We start from the raw sequence: 24,522 nt of genomic DNA on the forward strand, positions 1-24,522 counted from the left end.
CCCCCATATTCAACTTCAAAATGGATTGAGCTCTTATCATTTTTTACAGCAGGGTTATTATTTATACTGTTATAGGAGAAGATAGGGGAAGAGAAAGGGGGAAAATCGATGTTTTTCGGTTATGTGATTCCATTGTTACTGCTCTTGCTATTTTTTCTCTCAGCTTATTTCCTTTTAAGTGGACTATCAAAAATCATCCTGATCGCTTACCTCATCTACTTGATCATTCTTCCTTTTCTTCTTTTATATCTCCAGGAAGTCAAAGAATATCGGAAAGATAAAAATAAAGTATTGAATGAAGAAGAGAGCGGCGCATGAAGATGCACCGCTCTCTTCTTCTGTATAAAATTGTCCTTTAGCTCTTTCAGTGCCAAAGTGGTTAAACTTCCTATATCTTGATTTCTTCTTCTTCCCGGTTTGCAATGAAACCCGGTCTTGCTTTTCCACCAGAGAACGGCTCTACAAGACGATTGTTTACACTGTTATAGACGAGGAAGAGGTTATTCCGATCGTAAGGCGTGATATTGCTGTTCGAACCGTGCATCGTATTCGATTCGAAAATGATCACAGAGCCTGCTTTACCAGTTGGAACCTCGATTCCACCACCATCGACAAGCCATTTCATATGGTCATGATCAGGTACACCTAATTCCTGACGTTTCAAAGATTGTTTGAAATTGTCTTCAGGCGTTTCACCTGCACAAGAAATATAATATTGGTGCGAGCCCGGCACGAGCATGAGTGGACCGTTGAAGGTGTAGTTATCAGATAAAGCAATGGATACACTTAAAGCCCGCATACGGGGCATCCCGTCTTCAACATGCCATGTCTCGAAATCAGAATGCCAATAGAATTCTTTCCCAGTGAATCCAGGTTTATAATTGATCCGAGACTGATGGATGTATACGTCATCACCGAGCAAATGGTTGATGATTTTGATCAACTCAGTGTTCCTTGTCAATTTCTCAAGGTATGAATTACTTTTATGAAAATCAAATATGGATCGGATCTCATCACTTTCTGGCTCTCTGATGATTTTAGGGGAATCGGTCATCCGATTCTCATCACATAACCCGAAAATCTCATCCTGTAATTTTCCGACTTCTTCCTTAGAAAAAAAATTCTCGAGCATGATGAATCCATTTTCTTCGTAATATGATAGTTGTTCATCGGTCAATGGGCAGCTTCTCCTAGTCTTTTCATCTCCATGTATGACCGGATCTTTTCTCTGGAGGACTTCGAATTGGTCATTGTTTCGAGATGGATACAAATCTTGCATACTAAACACTCCTTCGATTAGCTATGGTCATTTTCGTAGTTGTTGTACCCTCTTGTATTGTCATTAAACGTGTTTATTCTTAAAAATTTGGAACCCACTTTTATAATTTCACATACCGTACTGAACGGAGTTTAGTATTTAGTTTGTTTTTAAATCGAAAGCTGTTTTCTAAAAGATAACGTTTTGTATTGATAAAGATGTGTATGGAAACCTATGAGGGGAACAGCGAGCCAGGCGAGATCCCGTGGCAATTTAAGGGTCTTTGAGTATAATAATGACCTTCGACTAAATACCACCACCTGCGGCCTGCGGTTACTTGGAGCAAAACGACAAGGATGGAATTAAAAGTTAGTGTGCTTGTGGAGATAGTCGAATCCAGCATGTACAAGTGAAGTAGCTTGCGGACGTCCTCGGAAAAAGAGTGGATTCTGCAAGACAAGAATAATCAAGTAAAAAATAAAAAAAATGAACAATAATTTCGTAAGAATCTCATAGACTGAACTAACGGGACATTATGAACGAGTTTATAAAATTTTTAGCACACTAGTCATTCGCCCTGCATAGGATGAATTGAAGATTGGAAGAGGAGGGATTGAGTTACATGGCCAATAACGATTTCAGTTACAGAGAAATTATAACTAAAGCGGTTTGCGGCAAGGGGAGAAAGTTCTCACAGGCCACCCACACGGTTACACCTGCTCATAAACCATCCAGCATTCTCGGTTGCTGGATCATCAACCACAATTATAAGGCGATAGAGAACGGAGATGCAGTTGATGTAGAAGGCAGCTATGATATCAATGTATGGTACTCCTACAATAACAATACAAAAACAGAGGTCGTAACTGAGACAATCAAGTATAAAGATTGCTGCAACCTTTCAAAGAGAGATGAAAATTCATTAGGAGCACATACGCAAGTGAATGCCAGAGCAATACAGGAGCCTAATACATTAGAAGCAACAATTTCTCCTAATGGCAATAAAATACTTGTTCAAGTGGAGAGGGAATTCATTGCAGAAGTGATCGGAGAAACGAAAGTCTGGGTCCATGTAAACCAGGAGGGTGTTGAAGAAGATTTAGAAGACGATTCTTGGGAAGACGAAGTGGACGGAGAAGAATTCGAGGATCTAGATCCGAATTTCCTTCTAGGTGACTTAGAAGAGTAAGTGCACAAGGAAGAAGAAAACTTCTTCCTTGTTTTTTGTTTGTTTTAGAAAAGCGAGACCCCGCAGCGAGGAGCGCCTGAAGATGGGAATTCGTTGGTATTTATCCCTGGAAGATCATTTCTCTATTTATTGAACATTATTTTCGTTTTATGTACATTTCCCAATATTTATTGAACATTTCCCATGATATATATGTACATGTTTTGGATTTTATCAACATTTGACGTTTTTCGACAATATCACGATTGTGCTCAAAGCCCTTCGTTTTCGAGAAATCTTCACTTTTAACTCATTTAAGGGTTGAACAGGTTGGTGATCAAGATCAATACAAATAAGAAAAATCCGACGAGACCATACTCTGGCCACAAAAACAATCTTGATGCACTCTTTTTAGCGCCGTAATAAGAAGTTTCCTAGAATCACGCTGTTATTACATTTTCATCCGTACAAATAAACAACCACGCCAAACTGTGTTTTGTACTGTTCCGCTTCAAAGAATTTTAATCATAAGATTTGATTTCATCAAACGAATCAAAACGTCGAATTATGCTATAATGGGGTGTAGAAAATAAGTAAGACGGAGGGCTAAAATGGCTGAATACACTCCAATGATCCAGCAATATTTATCGATTAAGGCAAAATATGAAGATGCCTTTTTATTTTTTCGATTAGGAGACTTTTATGAGCTGTTCTTTGATGATGCACTCAGAGCGTCCCAAGAACTTGAAATAACACTGACAAGCCGCGATGGCGGAAAAGGAAACAGAATACCGATGTGCGGCGTGCCTCACCATTCATCCCAGAATTACATCGCGCAGCTGATCGAAAAAGGTTTTAAAGTTGCGATTTGTGAACAAGTGGAAGATCCGAAAGAAGCAAAAGGTGTTGTGAAAAGGGATGTGGTCCAGGTCATCACGCCGGGAACGGTCATGGAAGGGGCGTTACTGGATGAGAAGGCGAACAACTTCATCGCTTCTGTAACACCATTTGAAGATGGGTTCGGGATGGCAACAAGCGACCTGTCGACAGGACAGAATTCTGTGAAATTCTATCAGGAGGACTGGAAAGCAGTTTGTCTGGAACTTCAATCCATTTCAGCGAAAGAAATCATCGTCCCATCTAATCTACCAGAGGATCAATTGAAACGATTACAAGACGTCTATCAATTCACCGTTTCATTTGAGGATGATAAAGATATACCAGAACCATTACATAGTATTCTTGTGAAATTAGAATCTGATAAACTGCGACAGACTGCTAGTCAGCTGATTGCTTATCTAGTTCGGACCCAAAAGCGATCACTCGATCATTTGCAAGAGTTTCAATATGTCGAGACGACTGCTTACATGAAAATCGACCCAAATTCCAAACGTAATCTTGAACTCGTTGAAACACTTCGTCAGAAACAGAAAAAGGGATCTTTGCTCTGGCTGTTGGATAAGACTGTGACAGCGATGGGCGGGCGTATGCTGAAACAATGGGTTGAACATCCATTGCTTGATCAGAAGGCGATTGAAGAACGCCTTTCAATCGTAGAGACGTTCATGGAGCAATTTTTCAACCGGGAGCAGGTCCGTGAACAACTGACGGAAGTTTATGATCTAGAGCGCCTGGCTGGAAAAGTCGCGTATGGAAATGTTAACGCAAGGGATCTTATCCAGCTGAAGAAATCCTTGCAGAAGGTACCAACCTTGAAAGACACATTGCTCGATATGGATCATCCAGGACTAACTGGTCGCTCGGAAAACATGGACCCTTGTGTCGAACTGGCAGAGTTGTTGGAACGAGCAATTCATGAGGATGCACCGATTTCAATAAAAGATGGGAACATCATACGAAGCGGCTACCATGACGGTCTCGATGAGTATCGTGATGCCAGTGTGAACGGAAAAGCCTGGATCGCTTCACTTGAACAAGAGGAACGTGAAAAAACCGGAATCCGATCATTGAAAATCAGATATAACCGTGTATTCGGTTATTATATCGAAGTGACGAAGAGCAACCTTCATCTGATTGATGAGGAGAGGTATGAACGAAAACAGACACTGGCAAATGCTGAGCGCTTCATCACACCTGAGCTGAAGGAGAAAGAGGACATCATCCTAGAAGCAGAAGAGAAGTCGATTGAGCTTGAGTATGAACTGTTCATCAAAATCAGAGAAGATGTGAAAGCGTTCATTCCACAGTTACAGATCCTTGCCAAACAGATCAGTGAAATCGATGTCCTTCAATCGTTCGCTGTCGTAAGTGAGGATGGGCAATATTGCAAACCGCGGATTTCAGAGGATGGGACGATCAATATTGAAGCAGGGCGTCATCCTGTTGTCGAACACATGATGGATCGCCAGGATTATGTATCAAACGATGTCCGTATGAATCATGAACGTGAAGTACTATTGATTACAGGTCCGAATATGGCTGGTAAAAGTACATACATGAGGCAAGTGGCCCTTTCTTCAGTACTTTTACAAGTCGGTTGTTTCGTTCCAGCAGAAAGCGCCACACTACCGATTTTCGATCAGATTTTCACAAGGATCGGTGCGGCAGATGACCTCGCAGGTGGTCAGAGTACATTCATGGTTGAAATGATGGAGACACAGTATGCATTAACACACGCGACGGAGAACAGCCTATTGCTGCTTGATGAAATTGGGCGGGGAACTTCCACATACGACGGCATGTCACTTGCACAATCGATCATCGAATATATCCATGAAAACATTGGAGCGAAGACGTTATTCTCGACACACTATCATGAATTGACGGTGCTTGAAGGACATCTCGAGCGATTGTATAACATTCATGTCAAAGCGATTGAAGAGAATGGGAAAGTAGTCTTTTTACACAGAGTTGGAGATGGCAAAGCTGATCGCAGTTACGGAATCCACGTTGCTGAACTTGCACAGCTTCCGGTTGAATTGATTAAGCGGGCGAATGATTTGCTGTCAGACTTCGAATCGACTAAAAAAGTAAAAAGTGACCATGTTGTTCCAGTGAAAGAGGATCAAGGACAGCTTACCTTTTTTGAACCTTTTAATGAATCAAAACGGACGAAACAAAAACAAGATGAACACCATCCTGCCTTAGAAAAATTAAAGGGTATGGAACTACTGACGATGACGCCTCTTGAAGCGATGAATGCTCTCTATGAACTTCAAATGTCGATTAAACAGGAGAAGCAGGAGGGGACGAAATGGGCAAAATCCAACAATTAGACGATCTGTTGTCGAATAAAATCGCGGCTGGGGAAGTTGTCGAACGCCCTGCCTCGATTGTTAAAGAGCTGGTGGAAAACTCGATTGATGCAAATAGTACTCGCATTGATATAGAAGTCGAAGAAGGAGGACTTTCAAGGATCGAAATCGTCGATAATGGTGATGGCATCGAAAGTGACGACTTATTGAAGGCTTTTCAAAGGCATGCAACAAGTAAAATCAAGCATGAAAATGATCTATTCCATATCCGGACGCTCGGTTTTAGAGGGGAAGCATTACCGAGTATAGCCTCTGTATCAAAGGTACACGTAAAGACGAGCACTGGTTTTGGGGCGGGTGACGAGCTTTCGATCCATTTCGGAAAAGTGATCGAACAGAAAAAATCCGACAGCAGGAAAGGGACATCGATCGAGGTTACACAATTGTTCCATAATACTCCAGCCCGGTTAAAGCATTTGAAAACCGTCCATACTGAATTAGGGAATATTACAGATGTCATCAACCGCCAGGCGATGGCACATCCGAATGTCGCATTCCATCTGAAGCATAACGGGAAGACCGTGTTAAGAACCCCAGGCAATGGCGATCTTTTGCAAGTCATCGCTGCCATTTATGGGATGTCTGTGGCGAAAAAGATGTTACGGGTCGAGAACGATACGCTCGATTATACGATCAGCGGGTATGCGGTTAAACCTGAAATCACGCGTGCATCGCGTCAATATGTATCCTTGTTCATCAATGGCCGCTACATCAAGAATTTTGCCATCTATAAAGCGATTGAACGAGCTTACCACACGTTGTTGCCGATTGGAAGACAACCGATCGTGATCCTCTCCATCGAGCTGGATCCGATTTTAGTCGATGTCAACGTCCATCCAGGGAAACTGGAAGCTCGATTCAGTAAAGAGCAGGAACTGACGAGGGCGATTGAAGCGGGTGTTGCAGAAACATTACGTCAAACCGAACTGATCCCTTCAGCAGCAAAACCGAAAAGGCAATCAGTTTCAAAATCGAAATCTGAACAACCTAGCTTCGAGTTTGACTCGTATACACCGAATGTTGAGAAAAAACCGGATATCAAATTTGAAGATATATCTGAAAGTGTGAACAAAGACCATATCTCTCAAGTTGAAGAACCAAAAATCGAAGAGACAGTCACTCCGACTGAAAAACCGTTTTACTCAGAAAAACGGTTTGAGTACCAGCCGCCAATCGATCGACCAAGCAAACAAAATGAGGGAACGATAGAAGAAAACAGACCTGAGAACCCGGAACCATCCCGTGTTCCACCCATGTATCCCGTCGGACAAGTGCACGGGACCTACATTGTCGCGCAAAATGAGCAAGGAATGTATATCATTGATCAACATGCAGCGCAAGAACGGATCAAGTATGAGTTTTACCGTGAAAAAGTTGGGGAGTATGAACATGAGGTACAGGAGCTGCTAGTCCCCTTGACGTTTGAATTTACACATACAGAAGCACGGGTGATCGAATCGCACAAGGATGAACTCGCTTCGATCGGTATCTTCATGGAACCGTTTGGAGGGAATTCATTCATCGTCCGCTCCCATCCGCAATGGTTCCCGAGTGGGGAAGAACAGGAAACGATCCAGGAAATTATCGATCAGGTCTTAGCAGATAAGAAGACGAATCTGAAAAAGTTGCGTGAAGACGCAGCAATCATGATGTCTTGTAAAGGATCGATCAAAGCAAATCATCACTTGAGAAATGATGAGATGACTGCATTGATCGAGAGCTTACGGAAATCCGGTGATCCTTTTACCTGTCCACATGGGAGACCGATCATCATCAAATTTACGACTTATGAGATGGAAAAAATGTTCAAAAGGGTCATGTAGCAAACGTGGAGGTAGTTGGATGAAACCAGCACTAGTTGTCATTGTGGGTCCGACAGCGGTCGGTAAGACGAAAACGAGTATTGAAATCGCAAAAGCATTTGATGGTGAAATCATCAACAGTGATTCAATGCAAGTTTATCAAGGTTTAGATATCGGGACCGCCAAAATCAAAGAACAAGAAAAAGAAGGAATCCCCCATCACCTCTTTGATATTCGGAATCCTGACGAAGATTATTCGGCGGCGGATTTCCAGAATGATGCACAACAGAAAATCAAAGAATTACATGATAAAGGAAGACTCCCTGTCATGGTAGGCGGAACCGGTCTCTATATCCGAGCTGTCACGCATGGATATGAATTCACAGATGTAACAGCCGATCCGGAATACCGTGAAAAGCTGGAAGCGTATGCTAGAGCAAATGGGGCTGAAGCGCTTCATGATCAGTTGAAACAAGCGGATGAAAAACGTGCTTCTCAAATCCATCCGAACAATGTCCGCCGCGTTATCAGAGCGTTGGAGATCCATCATACAACCGGCAGTCTGGAATCACCAATCAACCAATCTGAGGAGGAATCACCATTCAACCTCATCACGATCGGATTGACCATGGATCGGGAACAGCTGTATGAACGAATCAACCTGAGAGTGGATCTGATGATGGAAGAAGGGCTTTTGGATGAAGTAAAAGCCCTTTATGAGGCGGGAGTACGGAACAAACAGGCTGTTCAGGCGATCGGCTATAAGGAGCTTTATGCTTATCTCGAAGGGCAATGCAGTTTAGAAGAAGCGATTACGACATTGAAACGGAACTCAAGAAGATATGCGAAAAGACAATTGACCTGGTTCCGGCACCAGATGGAAGTAGAATGGTTCGATATGACAAATGGTTCAATAAATGAAAAAATTCCATCAATTTTGTGTTTTGTGGCAGGAAAGCTCAATCCTGAATCGAATTAGTGTATGAACGTTTATTGAGGAGGCCTATACACATGAAGCAATCCATTAATATTCAAGACCAATTCCTGAACACTTTGAGAAAAGAAAATGTTTTCGTAACGGTTTACCTATTGAATGGTTTCCAGCTTAAAGGGCTGGTTAAAGGATTTGATAATTTTACTGTCGTACTAGAGTCAGATGGCAAGCAGCAGCTCATTTACAAACATGCCATTTCGACATTCACACCACAGCGTCCTGTTGATTTTTCTTCTGAAAACAATAACCAGAACGGTTAAATCAATTGCGGATGGATGTCATCCAATCAATCAAATATAAAAGCCCCGGAAAATGGTACTTGACCTTGACCGGGGCTTTCGTATGTTCACGATGGTTGTTGGGAGAGATGTTCAACATAATCCAGATAACGGTTCAACGTAAGTGGCGTCTTCATTCCGAAATGGTTTTGGATCTGCTCCAAATCATCCCCATCAAGAATGGCTTTGAGGATGGCCGTCCTTCTGAAATGTTGCGCGGATATTCCTTTACGAAGTCCAGCCCTTTGGATTTCCTGGCGTATCATTTTCTGGATCGCGATTTCAGTTAGACGTTTCGGACGATCTTCCTCATAACTCCACCTATAGGTCAGACGCTGGAAATCAAATGCGACAAAAAAAGGATCAGCACTGAATTGTGCAGGTCGAACTGACACTGGTATTGATTGAAAGTAATCAAACAGGATTTCGTTTTCCTCTTGATTGAATTTGATTTTCCGTTTCGCCGTTTGTTCGGTATTCGGAATCAATAATTCTTTTTGAATAAAGGAAATGTGACGTGTATCAATCGCACTGACCTCATGTAACGTCATACCGTGTTTGATCATGAGGGTGAGGATGGACAGATTCCGCTTCGATAAAAGGTTGTGGGCTTTCAATTGATTTTCAGTTAATCCTTGTTCAGATGGAATGATCTCAACTATTCTCTCCTGTTCATCCTCCGTAATGAACATATCGTCCGTAAATCGTTCTTCCCCATCATTATGTAAATCAATTGAGGAAACTGGGTTTTCTCCTATGATCTTTTTAGAAATAAGGAAACGATGAAATTGATTCAGTACACTGTAAACCCGTTTCAGTGTTCGATACGAATAGGAGCGTTCATTGATCAGAAAATCGAAATAGGATTGTACAAACCAGTGCGTGAAGATCTTTCTGTCGTTGTATGACAGCTCGTTAACTCGGATCCACGCTAAATAATCCTCGAGGTCATACTTGTATCTTTTAACGGTAGAGGGTTGTCTGCCTCTCTTTTCAAGGTCCAAGACAAAATCGATCGCAGTTTGAGGTGTTTCCTGATTTGGCATGATTTTTTACCAGCACCACCTTTATTCCCCATTTTCTCGATTATATCATGGTTTTTCTGCTTGCATGTATAACAGCCCCATAAACTTCAAACGCTATATAGTAAAATAGCGTGAGGTGGTTTGGATGTTTAAAAAGGTTATTGCTATCTTGCTGGCTGTCAATTTTCTAGCCGCTTGTAATAATGGTGACGAAGCGCTTGACCAGGCATGGGAAGAAAACTATTCGAATCCAGGAAAGACAAGAGTTAGCCAAAACGGAAGTACACTCCAGAATAGTCCACAAGTAAAAGAACGTGCAAGTGAAAGTGCTCAAGCAGAGGAACTGGTGAAGTTAACTGAACAAGTGGATGGAGTGGAAAAAGCAGATGCAATCGTCACGGGTATGTATTCCGTAGTGGGAGCCAAATTGGAAAAGGGTATAGATCAAAATGCTGTTGTTAATGAAATCTATTCCCAACTGGATGATATCAGCCAGGGAGCGAACGCAGTTGTAACAACAGATCCTCAGCATTTGAAAAAAATGAATGAATGGGGGAAAGAAATCAACAAACGTGGTTTCCATAAAGGGATTTATAATGAACTTGTGGCCATGATAAGTCAGATTCCAGCCCCTAAACGAGAAATCCATGAATCGAATCCTTCTAAAATGGATTTGGACAGAGAACGTATCAATCATTTACCAAATACGCCAAGATAACTCTCATGTTGAGGGTTATTTTTTTGAGAAAGTCGCTGTTAAGTGAAGTTACTCCCTTTTTGAGGAGGGGATCCAAGAGTATCCTCACACGTTATGGCTACGGAGTCAATTTGGCTAGCTTTTCCCGCAAAAGTATCACAAATTTCGCTTAAGGCATTCTTTTGAAAAAGATTCCTTGGGGCGTAGTTATTCGGACAGTGTAAGGAAAAAGAAGTGAGACTCAGTCCGAATTAAGGCAGAATCGGGACAATGTAATCTGAAATGATACAGGATGCTGTCCGAATTAGGAGTGTACGTGGATAGTTGAATAAGCGTATTCTAACAAAGGCACTTAGCAAAGGAACATTCTTAGGAAAAATTCCCAAAGACCAGGTTCGAATTTTCCAAAATTTTCTCCGTTGACAATCATGTATATACAAGTATAAACTATTACCGAACATGTATATACAAGATATAATGAAAGCGGTTTATAAATATTGAAGAAGAAGTTGAAGTGTGAAGGTTTTCTTTATTTCAATCACTTGTAATCGTTTTCGTATGAGGAGGAGGACAACATGAGTGTTAGTCGTGAAGTTGTAGAAGAGATTGTGGCCGCCCTCGGGGGGAAGGAGAATATTCACACCGCAACTCATTGTGTTACACGTCTTAGACTGGTCTTGAATGACGATGAGAAGGTTGATCATGACAAGTTGAATGGGATTGACCTGGTAAAGGGATCATTCTCGACAAACGGACAGTTCCAGGTTGTCATCGGACAAGGAACAGTGGATGAAGTATACAAAAAAATGGTTGAAATCACTGGTATCGGAGAAGCATCCAAAGATGAGGTGAAAAGTGCCGCTGCAGAAAGGATGAATCCACTGCAAAAAGCGGTGAAAGTACTTGCGGACATTTTCATACCAATTCTTCCTGCTATCGTAACAGCCGGATTGTTGATGGGACTTAACAACATTTTGACTGGACCAGGAATATTTTATGACGAGAAATCAGTAATTGATGTACATCCTCAGTGGGGAGACCTTGCGGATATCATCAACCTCATTGCAAACACCGCATTCGTGTTCTTGCCCGGACTGATTGGTTGGTCTGCGGTCAAGCGTTTTGGGGGAAGTCCACTTTTAGGGATCGTACTTGGTTTGATGCTTGTCCATCCTGATCTGTTAAATGCATGGGATTATGGAAAGGTGCTTGAAGAAAACGAGAAAATACCAAAATGGAATCTGTTCGGGATGGATGTCGAGAAGGTAGGTTATCAGGGACAAGTGCTCCCAGTGTTAGTCGCAGCTTATGTTCTTGCTCGAATTGAGCGTTTCTTGAATTCCAAAATTCCGGATGCTTTCAAATTGTTGATCGTTGCACCGGTTACACTGTTGGTCACTGGATTCTTAGCATTCATTGCAATCGGACCAATCACGTTTGCACTTGGAAATCTCATTACAGATGGGTTAGTTAGTATTTTCGATAATTTCGCTGCTTTAGGCGGAATCATTTACGGTGGATTCTATTCATTGCTCGTCATCACAGGAATGCACCATACGTTCCTTGCAGTAGATTTGCAGTTGATTTCAGCTACCGGCGGGACATTCCTCTGGCCGATGCTTGCGTTGTCGAATATCGCTCAAGGTTCGGCAGCACTAGCGATGATGTACGTGTCCAAGGATGAGAAGTTGAAAGGTTTATCTATGACATCCGCAGTTTCAGCATATCTAGGTATTACTGAACCAGCGATGTTCGGGGTGAACATCCGTTTCAAATACCCATTCATCGCAGCAATGATCAGCTCAGCAATTGCTGGATTGCTCCTCATGCTAAATGGTGTAAAGGCGAACTCGATAGGTGTTGGTGGAATCCCAGGCTTCTTATCTATCGCTGAAGGCTACTGGGGGGCATTCTTCATTGGAATGGGAATCGTCCTTGTACTACCGTTTATCCTCACGTACCTTTACGGGAAATTTAAAAAGCAATAACCATACCAGGGATGGAGCATAAAGAACAGCTCCCTCCCTTTCATACATTTATACATCTAATGGAAGGAAGGCGTCTATGAATAATGAATGGTGGAAAAAATCAGTTGTTTATCAAATTTATCCGAAAAGTTTCAATGATTCGACAGGAAATGGAGTAGGGGATATCCCGGGCATCATCGGAAAACTGGATTATTTGAAAACTCTGGGGATCGATGTCATCTGGCTCACGCCGGTTTACGATTCTCCGCAAAAGGACAATGGTTATGATATCCGTAATTATTATAAAATCCATGAAGAATATGGCACTATGGAGGATTTTGAACGTTTGCTGAAGGAAGCGCATGAGCGGAATATCAAGGTGATCATGGATCTCGTGGTTAACCATACCTCAACTGAGCATGAATGGTTTCAACAAGCACTTGCAGACCCGGATAGCAAATACCGGAACTATTATATATGGGAAAAAGGCAAGAAGAATGAGCCGCCGACCAATTGGCGTTCTAAGTTCGGAGGTTCTGCCTGGGAACTTGATTCGGAATCAGGAGAATATTACTTGCACCTTTTTGATGTTACACAAGCGGATTTGAACTGGGAGAATGAAGAGCTTCGTCGTGAAGTATATGAGATGATGCATTACTGGTTCGAAAAAGGAATCGACGGTTTCAGACTAGATGTCATCAACCTCATTTCCAAAGATCAGCGCTTCCTGGATGATGACGGCAGCGTACCACCGGGAGACGGAAGGAAGTTTTATACAGATGGGTCCAAAGTCCATGAATATCTGAATGAGATGAATGAAAACGTCCTTTCAGAATATGATGTCATGACGGTTGGGGAAATGTCCTCAACTACAGTTGATGATTGCATCAAATATACGAATCCTGAGCGGAAGGAATTGAATATGACCTTCAACTTCCATCACTTGAAAGTCGATTATCCGAACGGGGAAAAATGGGCGAAAGCTGATTTCGATTTCCTCCAGTTGAAGAAGATTCTATCGAAATGGCAGGTTAAAATGTTCGAAGGTGGAGGCTGGAATGCATTATTCTGGTGTAACCACGACCAGCCCCGCATCGTGTCCCGCTTCGGTGATGAAGGTCAATTTAGGATTGAATCAGCGAAAATGCTTGCTACGACCATCCATATGATGCAAGGGACACCATACATCTACCAAGGGGAAGAAATCGGAATGACCAATCCTGGATTCGATGAAATTGAATCCTACAGGGATGTGGAGTCACTCAATGCTTTTGACTCTATGAAAAAACAAGGGAAATCCGAGCAAGAAATCCTGACTATTTTAAAACAGAAATCCAGGGATAATTCCCGGACACCAATGCAATGGAATGCGGAGGAACATGCAGGATTCTCCTCAGTAGGCCCATGGATCGATGTAGCTTCTAATTATAAAGAAATTAACACAGATGATGCGCTAAAGGACAAGGGTTCAGTTTTTTACCATTATAAAAGATTGATTGAACTTAGGAAGGAATTTGACATCATCACAACAGGTGACTATCAGTTGCTTCTTGAAGATGACCCGGATATTTTTGCTTATATGAGGAATTCGGATGACGAGAAGCTCCTTGTTGTCAACAATTTCTATGGAAAAGAAGCAGAGTTCAGGCTGCCGGCAGAAATTGATTTAAGTGGATTCGATTCGAAGGTATTGTTATTCAATTACTCGGATTCATATGAAAATTATGAGCATATAAATCTGCGGCCATACGAATCCGTCGTTTTTTACTTTAAGAAGTCATGCTAAACTAGTAGTGGTGATGAAAGATGCAAAATAATAAATTTCTATCGATCTATCAAGATATTCTAGAAAAAATCCAAAACAACACGTATCGTCCTAAATCGAAGCTTCCATCTGAGCATGAATTGACGGAGTTGTACGATACATCACGGGAAACGGCTCGTAAAGCGCTGCATTTATTAGCTCAAAATGGCTATATCCAGAAGGTGAGAGGGAAAGGATCGATCGTACTTCCCTTTGATAAATTGAATTTCCCAGTGTCTGGACTCGTCAGTTTTAAAGAAGTATCTCAGAAGGTTGGTAAAAAGGTTGCGACACAAGTCCATGAACTTTCCTTGTGCAAACCGGATGAGGATATCCAGAATCATTTGAATGTAAAGTCAGGGGAAAAGGTATGGAAACTGATCCGGACGAGAGAAATTGATGGTGAACGGATCATTTTGGATAAAGATTACCTTCTCCAGGATAAGGTGCCGACACTTACGAAAGAAGTTGGCGAAAATTCGATCTATGAATACCTTGAAGGTGAATTAGGATTATCAATCAGCTTTGCGAAAAAAGAAATTACCGTCGAAGAAGTTGAACACGAAGATGTCGAATTGCTTGACCTTGGAGGACAAACCCACATAGTTGTGGTCAAGAACTACGTGTACTTGGAAGATACGAGTATCTTTCAATATACGGAATCAAGGCACCGGCTTGATAAATTCAGATTCGTCGACTTCGCAAGACGTGCTCATCTATAAGGGATGAACGGGGCTAGCCAAAAAGTGTCTGAGTCTCTCCGAACTTAACAAGTTTTTAGAAAAATCGTGGTTTTGACCAAAATGTTGTGTTGGAGGTGTCTGACACTTTTCTTTTAGGACAGTTCCCTTTTTTGCGGCTTTTTCTAGAAAGATTCTTGTTAATTCTAGAAAAATTGAGGATAATCCTAGAAATTTCTTTCATAATTCCAGAAAACAGTACTAAGGTGCCATCGATTTAGTGATGAGGCATTATCTGTAAAAACACGATATAGGCATCTGTCACACTTTGGTAATCTGGGCGTATAATATCCAAGAATCTGAAAGTGAGGTGAAGGTTCTTGCAACAAGCGATAACTCGAAATTCAAAAAGCCAGATCAATGTCGTCCTGAACTCGGGCTCTCCTTCATCTGCAACAAAAGAAGATTGGCTTTTGGATTCGAAAGAGCGTGAGAAGCATGCGCCTCTGAAGATAATCCAAAAAGAATTAGGAACGTTAGTGGGAATGGAGGAATTAAAGGAATTAATCAATGAAATCTATGCATGGTTATATATAAATAAATGCAGAGAGTCTGCAAATTTGAAAACGAACAAACAAGTGCTCCACATGATGTTCAAGGGAAATCCCGGAACCGGGAAAACAACCGTCGCACGGATGATCGGAAAGCTGTTTCATGATATGAATGTCTTATCAAAAGGGCATCTTATTGAGGCCGAGCGCGCGGATTTAGTTGGCGAGTACATTGGTCACACCGCTCAGAAAACAAGGGAACTTGTAAAAAAAGCACTTGGCGGTGTCTTATTCGTTGATGAAGCATACTCTCTTGCCCGTGGCGGCGAAAAGGACTTCGGCAAAGAAGCGATTGATACACTTGTTAAAGCGATGGAGGATCAGCAAAATGAATTCATCCTGATCCTTGCTGGTTATTCGAAAGAGATGGAAAATTTTCTTTCTCTGAATCCGGGACTGCCATCACGTTTCCCAGTCGTCGTCAGCTTCCCGGATTATACAGTTGATCAACTGATGGATATCGCGAGGCGGATGGTCAAGGAAAGGGAATATAAATTATCTTATGATGCTGAAAGGAAACTGAAAATCCATCTGCAGCAGGTGCGTTCTAAGGAAGGGAGTACGTTTTCAAACGGAAGATACATCAGGAACCTGCTTGAAAAATCAATGCGGAAACAGTCGATGCGATTGTTGAAGGAAGGAAAAGAGGATAGAGATTGCCTGGTATTGATCACAGAGAGGGACCTCCATCTAGCAGAAACCCCCTGAATCTGATAAGATGTAGGCAGGATTTAAGATGAAGAGGCATTGGCTCAAGAAAATGCTTTTTATAATAATGAAGAGTCAACCCGATAAAGGCAGGGAAATAGATTGGCAATACCATCAAACATAAAAGAACGGACGTTATTAATAGGGTGTCAATTGCAGGATAAGAATGACACCCTTTTTGAATCTTCGATGAATGAATTGGCAGCCCTTGTACAAACAGCGCAAGGTGAACCGGTCATGGAATTGACCCAGAAGCGGGAACGTTTTCATCCCGCGACCTTGATCGGAAAAGGAAAGGTAGAGGAAGTCCGCGCACTACTCGAGGAAATCGAGGTGGATTTGGTTGTCATGAACCATGAGTTGACACCAAGTCAAATCCGAAATTTAGGTCAAGCGCTGGACATAAAGGTGATTGATCGTACACAATTGATCCTTGATATTTTCGCACAACGGGCAAAATCCCGTGAAGGTAAGCTCCAGGTTGAGCTTGCCCAATTGGAATACCTTTTGCCCCGTTTGTCTGGACAAGGCGTTCAGCTATCACGGCTAGGAGGCGGAATCGGTACACGAGGTCCTGGGGAAACGAAGCTTGAAACAGACCGCCGACACATCCGGAACCGGATCACCGATATCAAGAACCAGCTGAAAACTGTCGCTTCCCATAGACGGCGATACCGGGAAAGACGGAAAGCGAACCAAGTCTTCCAAATCGCTCTGGTCGGTTACACGAATGCAGGGAAATCGACCTGGTTCAATGCGTTGACGGATGCAGATTCATATCAAGAAGATCTGTTGTTCGCAACGCTCGATCCGATGACACGAAAATTAAAGCTTCCTGCAGGTATGATAACGCTTTTGACAGATACGGTCGGGTTCATTCAGGATCTTCCTACCGGACTTGTCGCTGCTTTCCGCTCAACCCTGGAAGAGGTGACAGAGGCAGATCTGATCATTCATATGGTGGATGCCTCAGACCCTAACCGGGACAAGCATCAAGAGACGGTCATGTCACTCTTGAAAGAATTAGGAGCCGAGAAGATCCCCGTCTTGACAGTCTATAATAAAGTCGATCGCGACCACGAGCCGCTTCCGAATTACCGGGCTCTTACCGTATCTGCGTTCAGGAAAGAGGATCAGCAACGAATGCTCGAAACGATCGAAACAGAGATCAAATCATCGATGGAAGGTTATAAAGTCAGCGTAACTTCTGATGATGGCAAACTATTAAGCGACCTGCAACGACTGACGATTCTTGAGAAGAGGAAATGGGATGAAGAGATTGGTAGGTACGTTTGTGAAGGCTATGTCCACCCGACGCTCCCCATCTATGATAGAATCCAATCATTGAACAACTAGGAGATTAAGAAACAGAATGAATTTTTTAAATCAAGATAAACCATTAGTAGAGCTTTCAAAGAAAATAGAAGATAAAATCAGGCCAGTACATGAGAAGATTGTCGCCGTTGAAGAGTTCAATCAACAAAAAGTCTTATCGGCTTTTCGCAACCACCAGGTTAGTGACTTTCATTTTACTCCTTCGACAGGTTATGGATACGATGATACTGGCCGGGATGTGCTTGAAAAGGTCTATGCAGAGGTATTTGGTACAGAAGCGGCAATCGTCCGCCCGCATATTATTTCTGGTACACATGCGATCTCCGTTGCTCTCTCAGGAGTTCTCCGACCAAAAAATGAACTTCTTTATATCACGGGAAAACCCTATGATACTCTCGAGGAAATCGTCGGGATACGTGGTGATGGTAAAGGTTCATTGAAAGAATTTGATATTACTTACCAGGCGATTGATCTTCTCTCCGATGGAGGGATTGATTACGATACGGTTAAGAAAAAGATTCATAGTCAAACGAAAATGATTGGAATTCAACGTTCAAAAGGCTATTCGGATCGTACTTCCTTCACAATCACACAAATTAAAGAAATGGTTGAGTTCGTTAAAAGTATCAAACCAGATGTCATTGTTTTTGTTGACAATTGCTATGGGGAGTTTGTAGAAATGGAAGAACCGACAGATGCTGGTGCAGATTTGATCGCAGGTTCACTCATTAAGAACCCAGGTGGAGGTCTTGCAAAGATTGGTGGATACATCGCTGGACGTGAAGATTTGATTGATCTATGTGCGTATCGATTGACTTCACCTGGTCTAGGAAGAGAAGCGGGAGCCTCTTTGGATACCCTATTGGACATGTACCAAGGATTTTTTCTCGCTCCGCATGTCGTAAGTCAATCATTGAAAGGTGCCGTCTTTACAGCAGCCTTTTTAGAGGAATTAGGATTCGATACTTCACCGCGATGGGACAGTGAGCGCACGGATCTCGTCCAATCGGTGAAATTCCATAATCCGGATTTCATGGTTCGTTTTTGCCAGGCGATCCAAAAGGCATCTCCAGTCAATGCCCATGTTGTGCCTCATCCAAGCTATATGCCCGGTTATGAAGACGACGTGATTATGGCAGCAGGGACATTCATCCAGGGGGCGAGTATCGAATTATCGGCTGATGGACCGATACGCCCTCCTTTTGAAGCATATGTCCAAGGCGGATTGACATATTCACACGTCAAGCTAGCGATAATGTCCGCTGTATATGAATTGAAAGAATCTGGTTTAACAATAAAAGAAAAGGGAATTAACTAAAGGGAGTGTGTGTTTCACTCTCTTTTTTCTTATGTGGTAAAAAATTATTAACTGCTGAGTCTGTGAAATTCACTCCCTTTCCGCGGTCGGACCGCAAAACTCCTCGCTCGGTCCTCGCTGCGGGATCTTGCCTGGCTCGCCATTCCAGCAGGAGTGTCGCGAATTACACTTTTCCAACCGACAGTATGACTTATCTAAGCCCAACTTAAAAAAGAAATGTAAGGTTTTCTAACATTCTATTGACATAAAACCTCACATTGCATATACTATAAATAATTCAAAGAGAGGAGGCACGATATGGGAGATCAAGTGAGAAGGAATATGCCCTTATTTCCCATGGGGATTGTCATGCAACTGACGGAGTTATCAGCACGGCAAATCCGTTACTATGAAGAAAACAAGTTGATAACGCCAGCTCGTTCAGAAGGGAATCGAAGGATGTTCTCCTTCAACGATGTTGACCGGTTGCTGGAAATCAAGTCTCTTCTTGAACGTGGAGTCAATTTAGCTGGAATTCGAGAGGTCTTTGAAATGAAAGAGAAGGGTATAAATCGAATGCCCCCTTACTATAAAAAAGAACCATCCGAAGCGGATCTCCACAAGAATTTGAAAAAAGAACTCTATCAAGCAGGTCGTTATGGGAAGACCTCATTGATTCAGGGAGAGTTGTCTCGATTCTTCAATTGAATCAATCATCATTTACAGGTAGTAATGAAGTTTTAAATCAAATAGGGAGGAAACAAAATGAGCTCGAAGTATACGAAGGACCAAATTTTTAAAATGGTGAAAGAAGAAAACGTAAGATTCGTCCGACTACAATTTACAGATCTACTTGGTATCATCAAAAACGTGGAGATTCCTACAAGTCAGTTGGAAAAAGCTCTTGATAACAAGATGATGTTCGATGGATCATCTATCGAAGGGTTTGTCCGTATCGAAGAATCAGATATGTACCTCTATCCTGATTTAGATACATTCGTCGTTTTCCCTTGGACATCTGAAAAAGGAAAGGTTGCACGTTTGATCTGTGATATCTATAACCCGGATGGAACACCATTCGACGGAGATCCACGCGCAAACTTGAAGCGTGTACTTAAAGAAATGGAAGAGTTGGGCTTCACTGATTTCAATATTGGACCAGAGCCAGAATTCTTCTTGTTCAAAAATGATGAAAAAGGCGAACCTACTCTTGAATTGAATGATAAAGGCGGTTATTTCGACTTAGCCCCTACAGACCTTGGTGAAAATTGCCGCCGTGATATCGTGCTCGAACTTGAAGACATGGGCTTTGAAATTGAAGCTTCTCACCACGAAGTTGCCCCAGGGCAGCACGAAATCGATTTCAAATATGCAGATGCAGTTACAACTTGTGACAATATCCAAACATTCAAACTCGTCGTTAAGACAATCGCTCGTAAACACGGATTGCATGCGACATTCATGCCGAAGCCGTTATTTGGTGTAAATGGATCTGGAATGCATGCCAACATGTCCCTCTTCAAAGGAAAGGATAATGCATTTTACGACCAGAATTCTCAAACACAGTTGAGTGAGACTGCGATGCAATTTCTATCAGGAATCGTGAAGCATGCTGAAGCATTCACGGCTGTCACAAACCCAACCGTCAACTCCTATAAACGTCTTGTACCTGGTTATGAAGCACCTTGTTATGTTGCATGGTCTATGCAGAATCGTAGTCCGTTGATCCGTATTCCTGCATCTAGAGGCGTAAGTACTCGTATCGAGGTCCGTAGTGTCGACCCGGCTGCTAACCCATATTTGGCAATGGCGGCTATGCTTGCAGCGGGACTTGACGGGATCAAGAACAAAATGGAAGCACCAACACCAGTAGATCGTAACATCTATGCAATGGATAAAGAAGAGCGTGAAGAAGCGGGTATCCGTGATCTACCTGCAACATTGAGTGACGCATTAGAAAAGTTCAGAAAGAGCGAAGTCATGAAAGCTGCTCTCGGTGATCACGCAACAGAACACTTCATTGAACTAAAAGAAATTGAATGGGATATGTTCCGTACGCAAGTTCACCCTTGGGAACGTGAACAATATATCCAACTATACTAAACTGATAAACCCTTGACACTATTGGTGTCAGGGGTTTTAATTTTTTGGTCAAATTTATAATTTTTCTTGGAGGTGATGATTGACCAAAATTGACCAAAAAATTTAATGATTAGTAAAAATTTAGATTTTTCGATCCTTTTTCTCGCCTCCTCAATATTCTTTGTCCATTTTGCATGTGTGATTTTCCTGCTTTTTTCATAGCCAATTTATGAACACACTTTCCGCAATATCTTAGTATCCCTTTCTTTTGGTATAAACCCTCTAAGGATTATAAATAAAATCTTCTCATAAGCCGAATCAATTATATAATCACTTATATAATAGAGCGTAACCGATGGATTTCTGTGGAGAAGTATTTTTTGCAACATCAATACATCCACTTTTATATATCGGATGGTAATAATAAAAATGGTATCCAAACGTCTTCCAAAGGGTTTCCAAGGTATAAGCTCGTATAACTTTAAGCTTAAACTCTACAGAGTAGTATTGTCTGGCCATATAAAAACTCCCCTAGGTAAACAGATTTTATTTTTCATCTGTCTATCTTTAGGGGAGCATATCATAAAATAGGGTACGCCTTTTATGGTAATAGCAACAATCTATTAGAAAATAGCCTTAACATAAGATGTTCAAATCTGTGAAATAAAACAAGAAATGATGCTAATACAAATTTTAATGATGAAATGCCGAATAAACTTCCTGTTGGTATAAAGATTTTTTCAGCCAAAGAAAGGATATTATACTTGTTGAAATCATTGGAGAAATCTTGAAATACATTACAATCGTTGGCTAATACAATTCGTTAAAATTACACTGTAATTAAAGATTAGTCGCTATATATTAAATGTATTGCTAATTATGATCTAATTGAAATACTTTTTGAATGTAAATTCAATTGTTAATTTTTTTCTCCACATTATCTGAACTACTTACTTTTGAACTATATAGTCCGTATCGAATTTAAAAAGAATCCAATCGCTGATTCATTGCCTTTAATCTTGTGTCAATCTTTTGAAAGTCCGCGTGATGCTGTTCTTTTATGCTTGCAACTTCTGTCTTAATCTCATTTATTCCCTGTAGCATTTGTTTCAGAATAATTTCCATTCTATCTATCCTTTCACTATCCTAGTACATTACATAGTGGACCCTGGTAGATTGGGTTGACTTAACGGAAATACTAGTGAGAGTCGTTTCTGTCAAAATCCACCACGGTCAAGTCTTGAAAACAGATTTTACGAACATCGACAGTTCAGATAACCTCAGGAGGTTTGATTGGAAGATGAAACTGCTCAAAACGAAAGGCTTCAAAATTGTCGAACGCTAAACCCCCTGTGTTATTCTCTTCTGCCTTTATCATCTCACTAATTAAATTAATCTGTCTCTACAAACGGAAGCAGTGAATACTCTGATTGAGCATTCGCCCCTATTAACTTAATAAGATTTTATATTTTGATTGTTTAATTTCTCGACAATTAAAGGTATTTCCTCCAAATTTTCTACTATAAAATCTGCTTTAACGTTATCCCATTGATAGTCTCTTTTCCATATATTACGTCTTTTATTTATTTTAAAAAAGCGGTTGCGTCCCAAACCTTCTTCCTCCTCCTGAAAAATTTGCTGAAAATACCATAGGAATATTTTTACCAAAATATTCTATATTACACCGTAAAACAGGGGAAAATAGCAACAATCTATACAAAAGAGCCTTACGGGAAAAAAAGTACCCACAAATACTTGCCTCAAACTAAAATAAGTTATAATAGTAGGAATAGTTAGATATATTCCTAATCTTATATACAAAGTAAATTAGCAAAAAGGAAGCGGGAGAACCGTTCCCATGCTTCTTCCAGGAGGTGAGTCTATGAATGTATCTGATGCGTTACAACTTGAGGAGCTGCAGAAAGCGGTGGTTTTGGCAGGGAATGGTGGTCTCAATCGTCAGATTAAAGCAGCTGAGGTGATGGAAGTACCGGATATTAGCGGCTGGTTAACGGAGGGTATTCTCATCATATCTACCTTTTATTCCGTGAAGGATTTGCCGGAAGCGCAAATCAAGATGTTTAAAAACTTAATTCAAGTAAATGGAGCTGGTTTAATTATTAAAGTTGGCAGGTATGTGAAGGAGCTGCCACAGGAGATGTATCACCTGGCAAATGAACACAATATGCCAATTATTTCACTACCAGTTGACGTTTCATTCGTAAATATTCTAACTGCTCTTTTTGAGAAGATATACGAAGAGAAGAAGGCTTATCAGCATGAGCATTTCCAAATGATGGACAAGCTTCTAAATAACAAGTTTCATAACTTTCAAGAATTCCTCATTCACCTATCATCTATTACAGGTGAGAATGTATACTATGAGGATTACAAGGATAGGTTACTTGCCTATGCGAATAAAAAGGTAGATAAACGACGTAAATCATTTAAACTGTTAAGTCTTCCGGCAATATCGAAGATAGAAGATAGGTTAGTGATTCCGATAGAAGACGCGAATGGCTGTTTCGGTAGCTTGCATATTTTATATGGACAATCTCCATTATTAGTCGGTGTATTGGAGAGCTTCCTAACTAGTATAAATGAACAAGCTAAGCTCCTTTTGTTAAAGGATCAATTCGAGTTTCACAAACAGCATCAACGAGAAAATCAGTTTTTGCACAAGTTATTACTTGAGAATAGAATCATAGATGATGAGGTAATGAAAAGCTATCTAAAATCGGAGCGAAGCGACACTTCCTATGGGTTATTTGCCATCGAGATATCGAAATTCCCGTTGGAGCTTTTGTCTCCACAAGAAAAGGATATGGTAACCGTAAACTTTGCTTACAATAAGCTTAATGAAATCGTTGAGAGCATGCTGGGAAAGACAATCCTATACAATGACCATCGATATCTTTACGGACTTTATGTTTGCCAAGATGGTGAAAAACGGGAACACCTTTTTGGAAAATTAAGGAAAATTACTGAAATGATATCCGCAGAATTCGAATGTAAAGTACACATTGGGGTAAGTCTTTCACGTGGGCACTTAGAAGAAATGGATAAAGCGATGGATGAGGTGAAGGTAATTCTTCAATCATCTATTGACAGTAATCAGGAAGAGACTGTTCTCGCATACGAACAATTAGGAATCAATAAAATTTTACTAAAATTGAAAAATGATGAAGATATTAAAGAGCTTATAAAAATGAAGCTTGATGCTATTAGGTTTGATGAAGGCGAAAAACATGATGAATTACTGCAAACGCTTGAGGTCTTCTTGTTAGAGAATGGTAATCATTCCAAAGCATCAGAAAAACTATTTATTCATAGACGTACATTAAAATACAGATTAGATAAAATTGAAGCTATCTTAAACATTAATTTGGATGATAGCGAAACTCGATTTCTACTATATTTCTTACTGAAAATGAGGGGAATATTACTCGCATAACCGCAAAGTTGCGGTTTCTTTTTTTTTATTGGACAAAATGAGTAAAAATCCATAACTATGATTACACATATTTGGCATGTACATTTA

General features: G+C 41.1%; 19 protein-coding genes. 16 read left to right on the forward strand and 3 right to left on the reverse strand.

The genetic code is table 11. The features are described 5' to 3' along the window. Nucleotides 1-108: 108 nt before the first annotated feature. Nucleotides 109-318, forward strand: coding sequence for a hypothetical protein (locus KOL94_RS04520; RefSeq protein ID WP_221564505.1), 210 nt, complete (start codon nucleotides 109-111; stop codon nucleotides 316-318). A 70-nt stretch (nucleotides 319-388) separates the two neighbouring features. Here the strand turns inward: KOL94_RS04520 and thpD are convergent, their stop codons facing one another. Continuing rightward, nucleotides 389-1,279, reverse strand: coding sequence for an ectoine hydroxylase (gene thpD, locus KOL94_RS04525; RefSeq protein ID WP_221564507.1), 891 nt, complete (start codon nucleotides 1,277-1,279; stop codon nucleotides 389-391). A gap of 601 nt (nucleotides 1,280-1,880) precedes the next feature. Here thpD and KOL94_RS04530 point away from each other — a divergent pair. The 5 genes from KOL94_RS04530 (at nucleotide 1,881) to hfq (ending at nucleotide 8,757) form a co-directional block, all read left to right on the forward strand. Then, the gene (locus KOL94_RS04530; RefSeq protein WP_221564509.1) at nucleotides 1,881-2,447 is read left to right on the forward strand and encodes an outer spore coat protein CotE; all 567 of its coding nucleotides are present in this window, start codon (nucleotides 1,881-1,883) and stop codon (nucleotides 2,445-2,447) included. A 590-nt stretch (nucleotides 2,448-3,037) separates the two neighbouring features. Continuing rightward, entirely contained in the window at nucleotides 3,038-5,662 is a 2,625-nt protein-coding gene (mutS, locus tag KOL94_RS04535; RefSeq protein ID WP_221564511.1) for a DNA mismatch repair protein MutS, read from the forward strand. Then, on the forward strand, nucleotides 5,641-7,524 hold the full coding sequence (gene mutL, locus KOL94_RS04540; protein WP_221564513.1) for a DNA mismatch repair endonuclease MutL: 1,884 nt from the start codon (nucleotides 5,641-5,643) through the stop codon (nucleotides 7,522-7,524). The genes mutS and mutL overlap by 22 nt, the downstream gene beginning before the upstream one ends. A gap of 19 nt (nucleotides 7,525-7,543) precedes the next feature. Further along, nucleotides 7,544-8,482 (forward strand): tRNA (adenosine(37)-N6)-dimethylallyltransferase MiaA, encoded by a 939-nt coding sequence (miaA, locus tag KOL94_RS04545; RefSeq protein WP_221564515.1) that lies wholly within the window; start codon nucleotides 7,544-7,546, stop codon nucleotides 8,480-8,482. Nucleotides 8,483-8,514: 32 nt separating this feature from the next. Then, nucleotides 8,515-8,757, forward strand: a complete 243-nt coding sequence (hfq, locus tag KOL94_RS04550) for an RNA chaperone Hfq (RefSeq protein WP_221564517.1) — start codon at nucleotides 8,515-8,517, stop codon at nucleotides 8,755-8,757. 86 nt (nucleotides 8,758-8,843) lie between these two features. On the opposite strand, the gene KOL94_RS04555 is transcribed toward hfq, so the two are convergent. Further along, on the reverse strand, nucleotides 8,844-9,821 hold the full coding sequence (locus tag KOL94_RS04555; protein WP_221564519.1) for a tyrosine-type recombinase/integrase: 978 nt from the start codon (nucleotides 9,819-9,821) through the stop codon (nucleotides 8,844-8,846). A gap of 124 nt (nucleotides 9,822-9,945) precedes the next feature. Here KOL94_RS04555 and KOL94_RS04560 point away from each other — a divergent pair, with 124 nt between their 5' ends. From KOL94_RS04560 to glnA, 9 genes are all read left to right on the forward strand, one after another. Further along, nucleotides 9,946-10,518, forward strand: coding sequence for a YhcN/YlaJ family sporulation lipoprotein (locus tag KOL94_RS04560; protein WP_221564520.1), 573 nt, complete (start codon nucleotides 9,946-9,948; stop codon nucleotides 10,516-10,518). Nucleotides 10,519-11,072: 554 nt separating this feature from the next. Continuing rightward, nucleotides 11,073-12,485 (forward strand): PTS system trehalose-specific EIIBC component, encoded by a 1,413-nt coding sequence (gene treP, locus KOL94_RS04565; protein WP_221564521.1) that lies wholly within the window; start codon nucleotides 11,073-11,075, stop codon nucleotides 12,483-12,485. Nucleotides 12,486-12,561: 76 nt separating this feature from the next. Further along, nucleotides 12,562-14,250: an alpha,alpha-phosphotrehalase gene (treC, locus tag KOL94_RS04570; protein ID WP_221564522.1), complete on the forward strand. Its 1,689-nt coding sequence runs from the start codon at nucleotides 12,562-12,564 to the stop codon at nucleotides 14,248-14,250. A gap of 20 nt (nucleotides 14,251-14,270) precedes the next feature. Next, nucleotides 14,271-14,990, forward strand: a complete 720-nt coding sequence (gene treR / locus KOL94_RS04575) for a trehalose operon repressor (RefSeq protein ID WP_221564523.1) — start codon at nucleotides 14,271-14,273, stop codon at nucleotides 14,988-14,990. Between the two features lie 338 nt (nucleotides 14,991-15,328). Beyond that, a complete protein-coding gene (gene spoVK / locus KOL94_RS04580) occupies nucleotides 15,329-16,267 on the forward strand; it encodes a stage V sporulation protein K (protein ID WP_221564524.1) in 939 nt (312 codons plus the stop codon). 108 nt (nucleotides 16,268-16,375) lie between these two features. Beyond that, entirely contained in the window at nucleotides 16,376-17,623 is a 1,248-nt protein-coding gene (gene hflX / locus KOL94_RS04585) for a GTPase HflX (protein WP_221567581.1), read from the forward strand. Nucleotides 17,624-17,639: 16 nt separating this feature from the next. Continuing rightward, entirely contained in the window at nucleotides 17,640-18,920 is a 1,281-nt protein-coding gene (locus KOL94_RS04590; RefSeq protein WP_221564525.1) for a methionine gamma-lyase family protein, read from the forward strand. 297 nt (nucleotides 18,921-19,217) lie between these two features. After that, entirely contained in the window at nucleotides 19,218-19,607 is a 390-nt protein-coding gene (locus KOL94_RS04595) for a MerR family transcriptional regulator (protein WP_221564526.1), read from the forward strand. Nucleotides 19,608-19,664: 57 nt separating this feature from the next. Next, nucleotides 19,665-21,002 (forward strand): type I glutamate--ammonia ligase, encoded by a 1,338-nt coding sequence (gene glnA / locus KOL94_RS04600; protein ID WP_221564527.1) that lies wholly within the window; start codon nucleotides 19,665-19,667, stop codon nucleotides 21,000-21,002. Nucleotides 21,003-22,433: 1,431 nt separating this feature from the next. On the opposite strand, the gene KOL94_RS04605 is transcribed toward glnA, so the two are convergent. Beyond that, nucleotides 22,434-22,592 (reverse strand): hypothetical protein, encoded by a 159-nt coding sequence (locus KOL94_RS04605; RefSeq protein ID WP_221564529.1) that lies wholly within the window; start codon nucleotides 22,590-22,592, stop codon nucleotides 22,434-22,436. Nucleotides 22,593-22,863: 271 nt separating this feature from the next. On the opposite strand from KOL94_RS04605, the gene KOL94_RS04610 reads away from it, so the two are divergent. Next, entirely contained in the window at nucleotides 22,864-24,435 is a 1,572-nt protein-coding gene (locus KOL94_RS04610) for a PucR family transcriptional regulator (RefSeq protein WP_221564531.1), read from the forward strand. The last annotated feature ends 87 nt before the right edge of the window (nucleotides 24,436-24,522 follow it).

The organism is Alkalihalobacillus sp. TS-13 (assembly GCF_019720915.1).
GTDB lineage: Bacteria > Bacillota > Bacilli > Bacillales > Fictibacillaceae > Pseudalkalibacillus.

Bases quoted from the DNA above. Each gene is read 5' to 3' on its own strand.
- treC (WP_221564522.1), top strand. From the start codon at position 12,562: ATGAATAATGAATGGTGGAAAAAATCAGTTGTTTATCAAATTTATCCG.
- KOL94_RS04590 (WP_221564525.1), top strand. From the start codon at position 17,640: ATGAATTTTTTAAATCAAGATAAACCATTAGTAGAGCTTTCAAAGAAA.
- KOL94_RS04610 (WP_221564531.1), top strand. From the start codon at position 22,864: ATGAATGTATCTGATGCGTTACAACTTGAGGAGCTGCAGAAAGCGGTG.
- KOL94_RS04595 (WP_221564526.1), top strand. From the start codon at position 19,218: ATGGGAGATCAAGTGAGAAGGAATATGCCCTTATTTCCCATGGGGATT.
- KOL94_RS04555 (WP_221564519.1), bottom strand. From the start codon at position 9,821: ATGCCAAATCAGGAAACACCTCAAACTGCGATCGATTTTGTCTTGGAC.
- KOL94_RS04520 (WP_221564505.1), top strand. From the start codon at position 109: ATGTTTTTCGGTTATGTGATTCCATTGTTACTGCTCTTGCTATTTTTT.
- glnA (WP_221564527.1), top strand. From the start codon at position 19,665: ATGAGCTCGAAGTATACGAAGGACCAAATTTTTAAAATGGTGAAAGAA.
- treR (WP_221564523.1), top strand. From the start codon at position 14,271: ATGCAAAATAATAAATTTCTATCGATCTATCAAGATATTCTAGAAAAA.
- thpD (WP_221564507.1), bottom strand. From the start codon at position 1,279: ATGCAAGATTTGTATCCATCTCGAAACAATGACCAATTCGAAGTCCTC.
- treP (WP_221564521.1), top strand. From the start codon at position 11,073: ATGAGTGTTAGTCGTGAAGTTGTAGAAGAGATTGTGGCCGCCCTCGGG.
- hfq (WP_221564517.1), top strand. From the start codon at position 8,515: ATGAAGCAATCCATTAATATTCAAGACCAATTCCTGAACACTTTGAGA.
- KOL94_RS04530 (WP_221564509.1), top strand. From the start codon at position 1,881: ATGGCCAATAACGATTTCAGTTACAGAGAAATTATAACTAAAGCGGTT.
- mutS (WP_221564511.1), top strand. From the start codon at position 3,038: ATGGCTGAATACACTCCAATGATCCAGCAATATTTATCGATTAAGGCA.
- miaA (WP_221564515.1), top strand. From the start codon at position 7,544: ATGAAACCAGCACTAGTTGTCATTGTGGGTCCGACAGCGGTCGGTAAG.
- KOL94_RS04560 (WP_221564520.1), top strand. From the start codon at position 9,946: ATGTTTAAAAAGGTTATTGCTATCTTGCTGGCTGTCAATTTTCTAGCC.
- mutL (WP_221564513.1), top strand. From the start codon at position 5,641: ATGGGCAAAATCCAACAATTAGACGATCTGTTGTCGAATAAAATCGCG.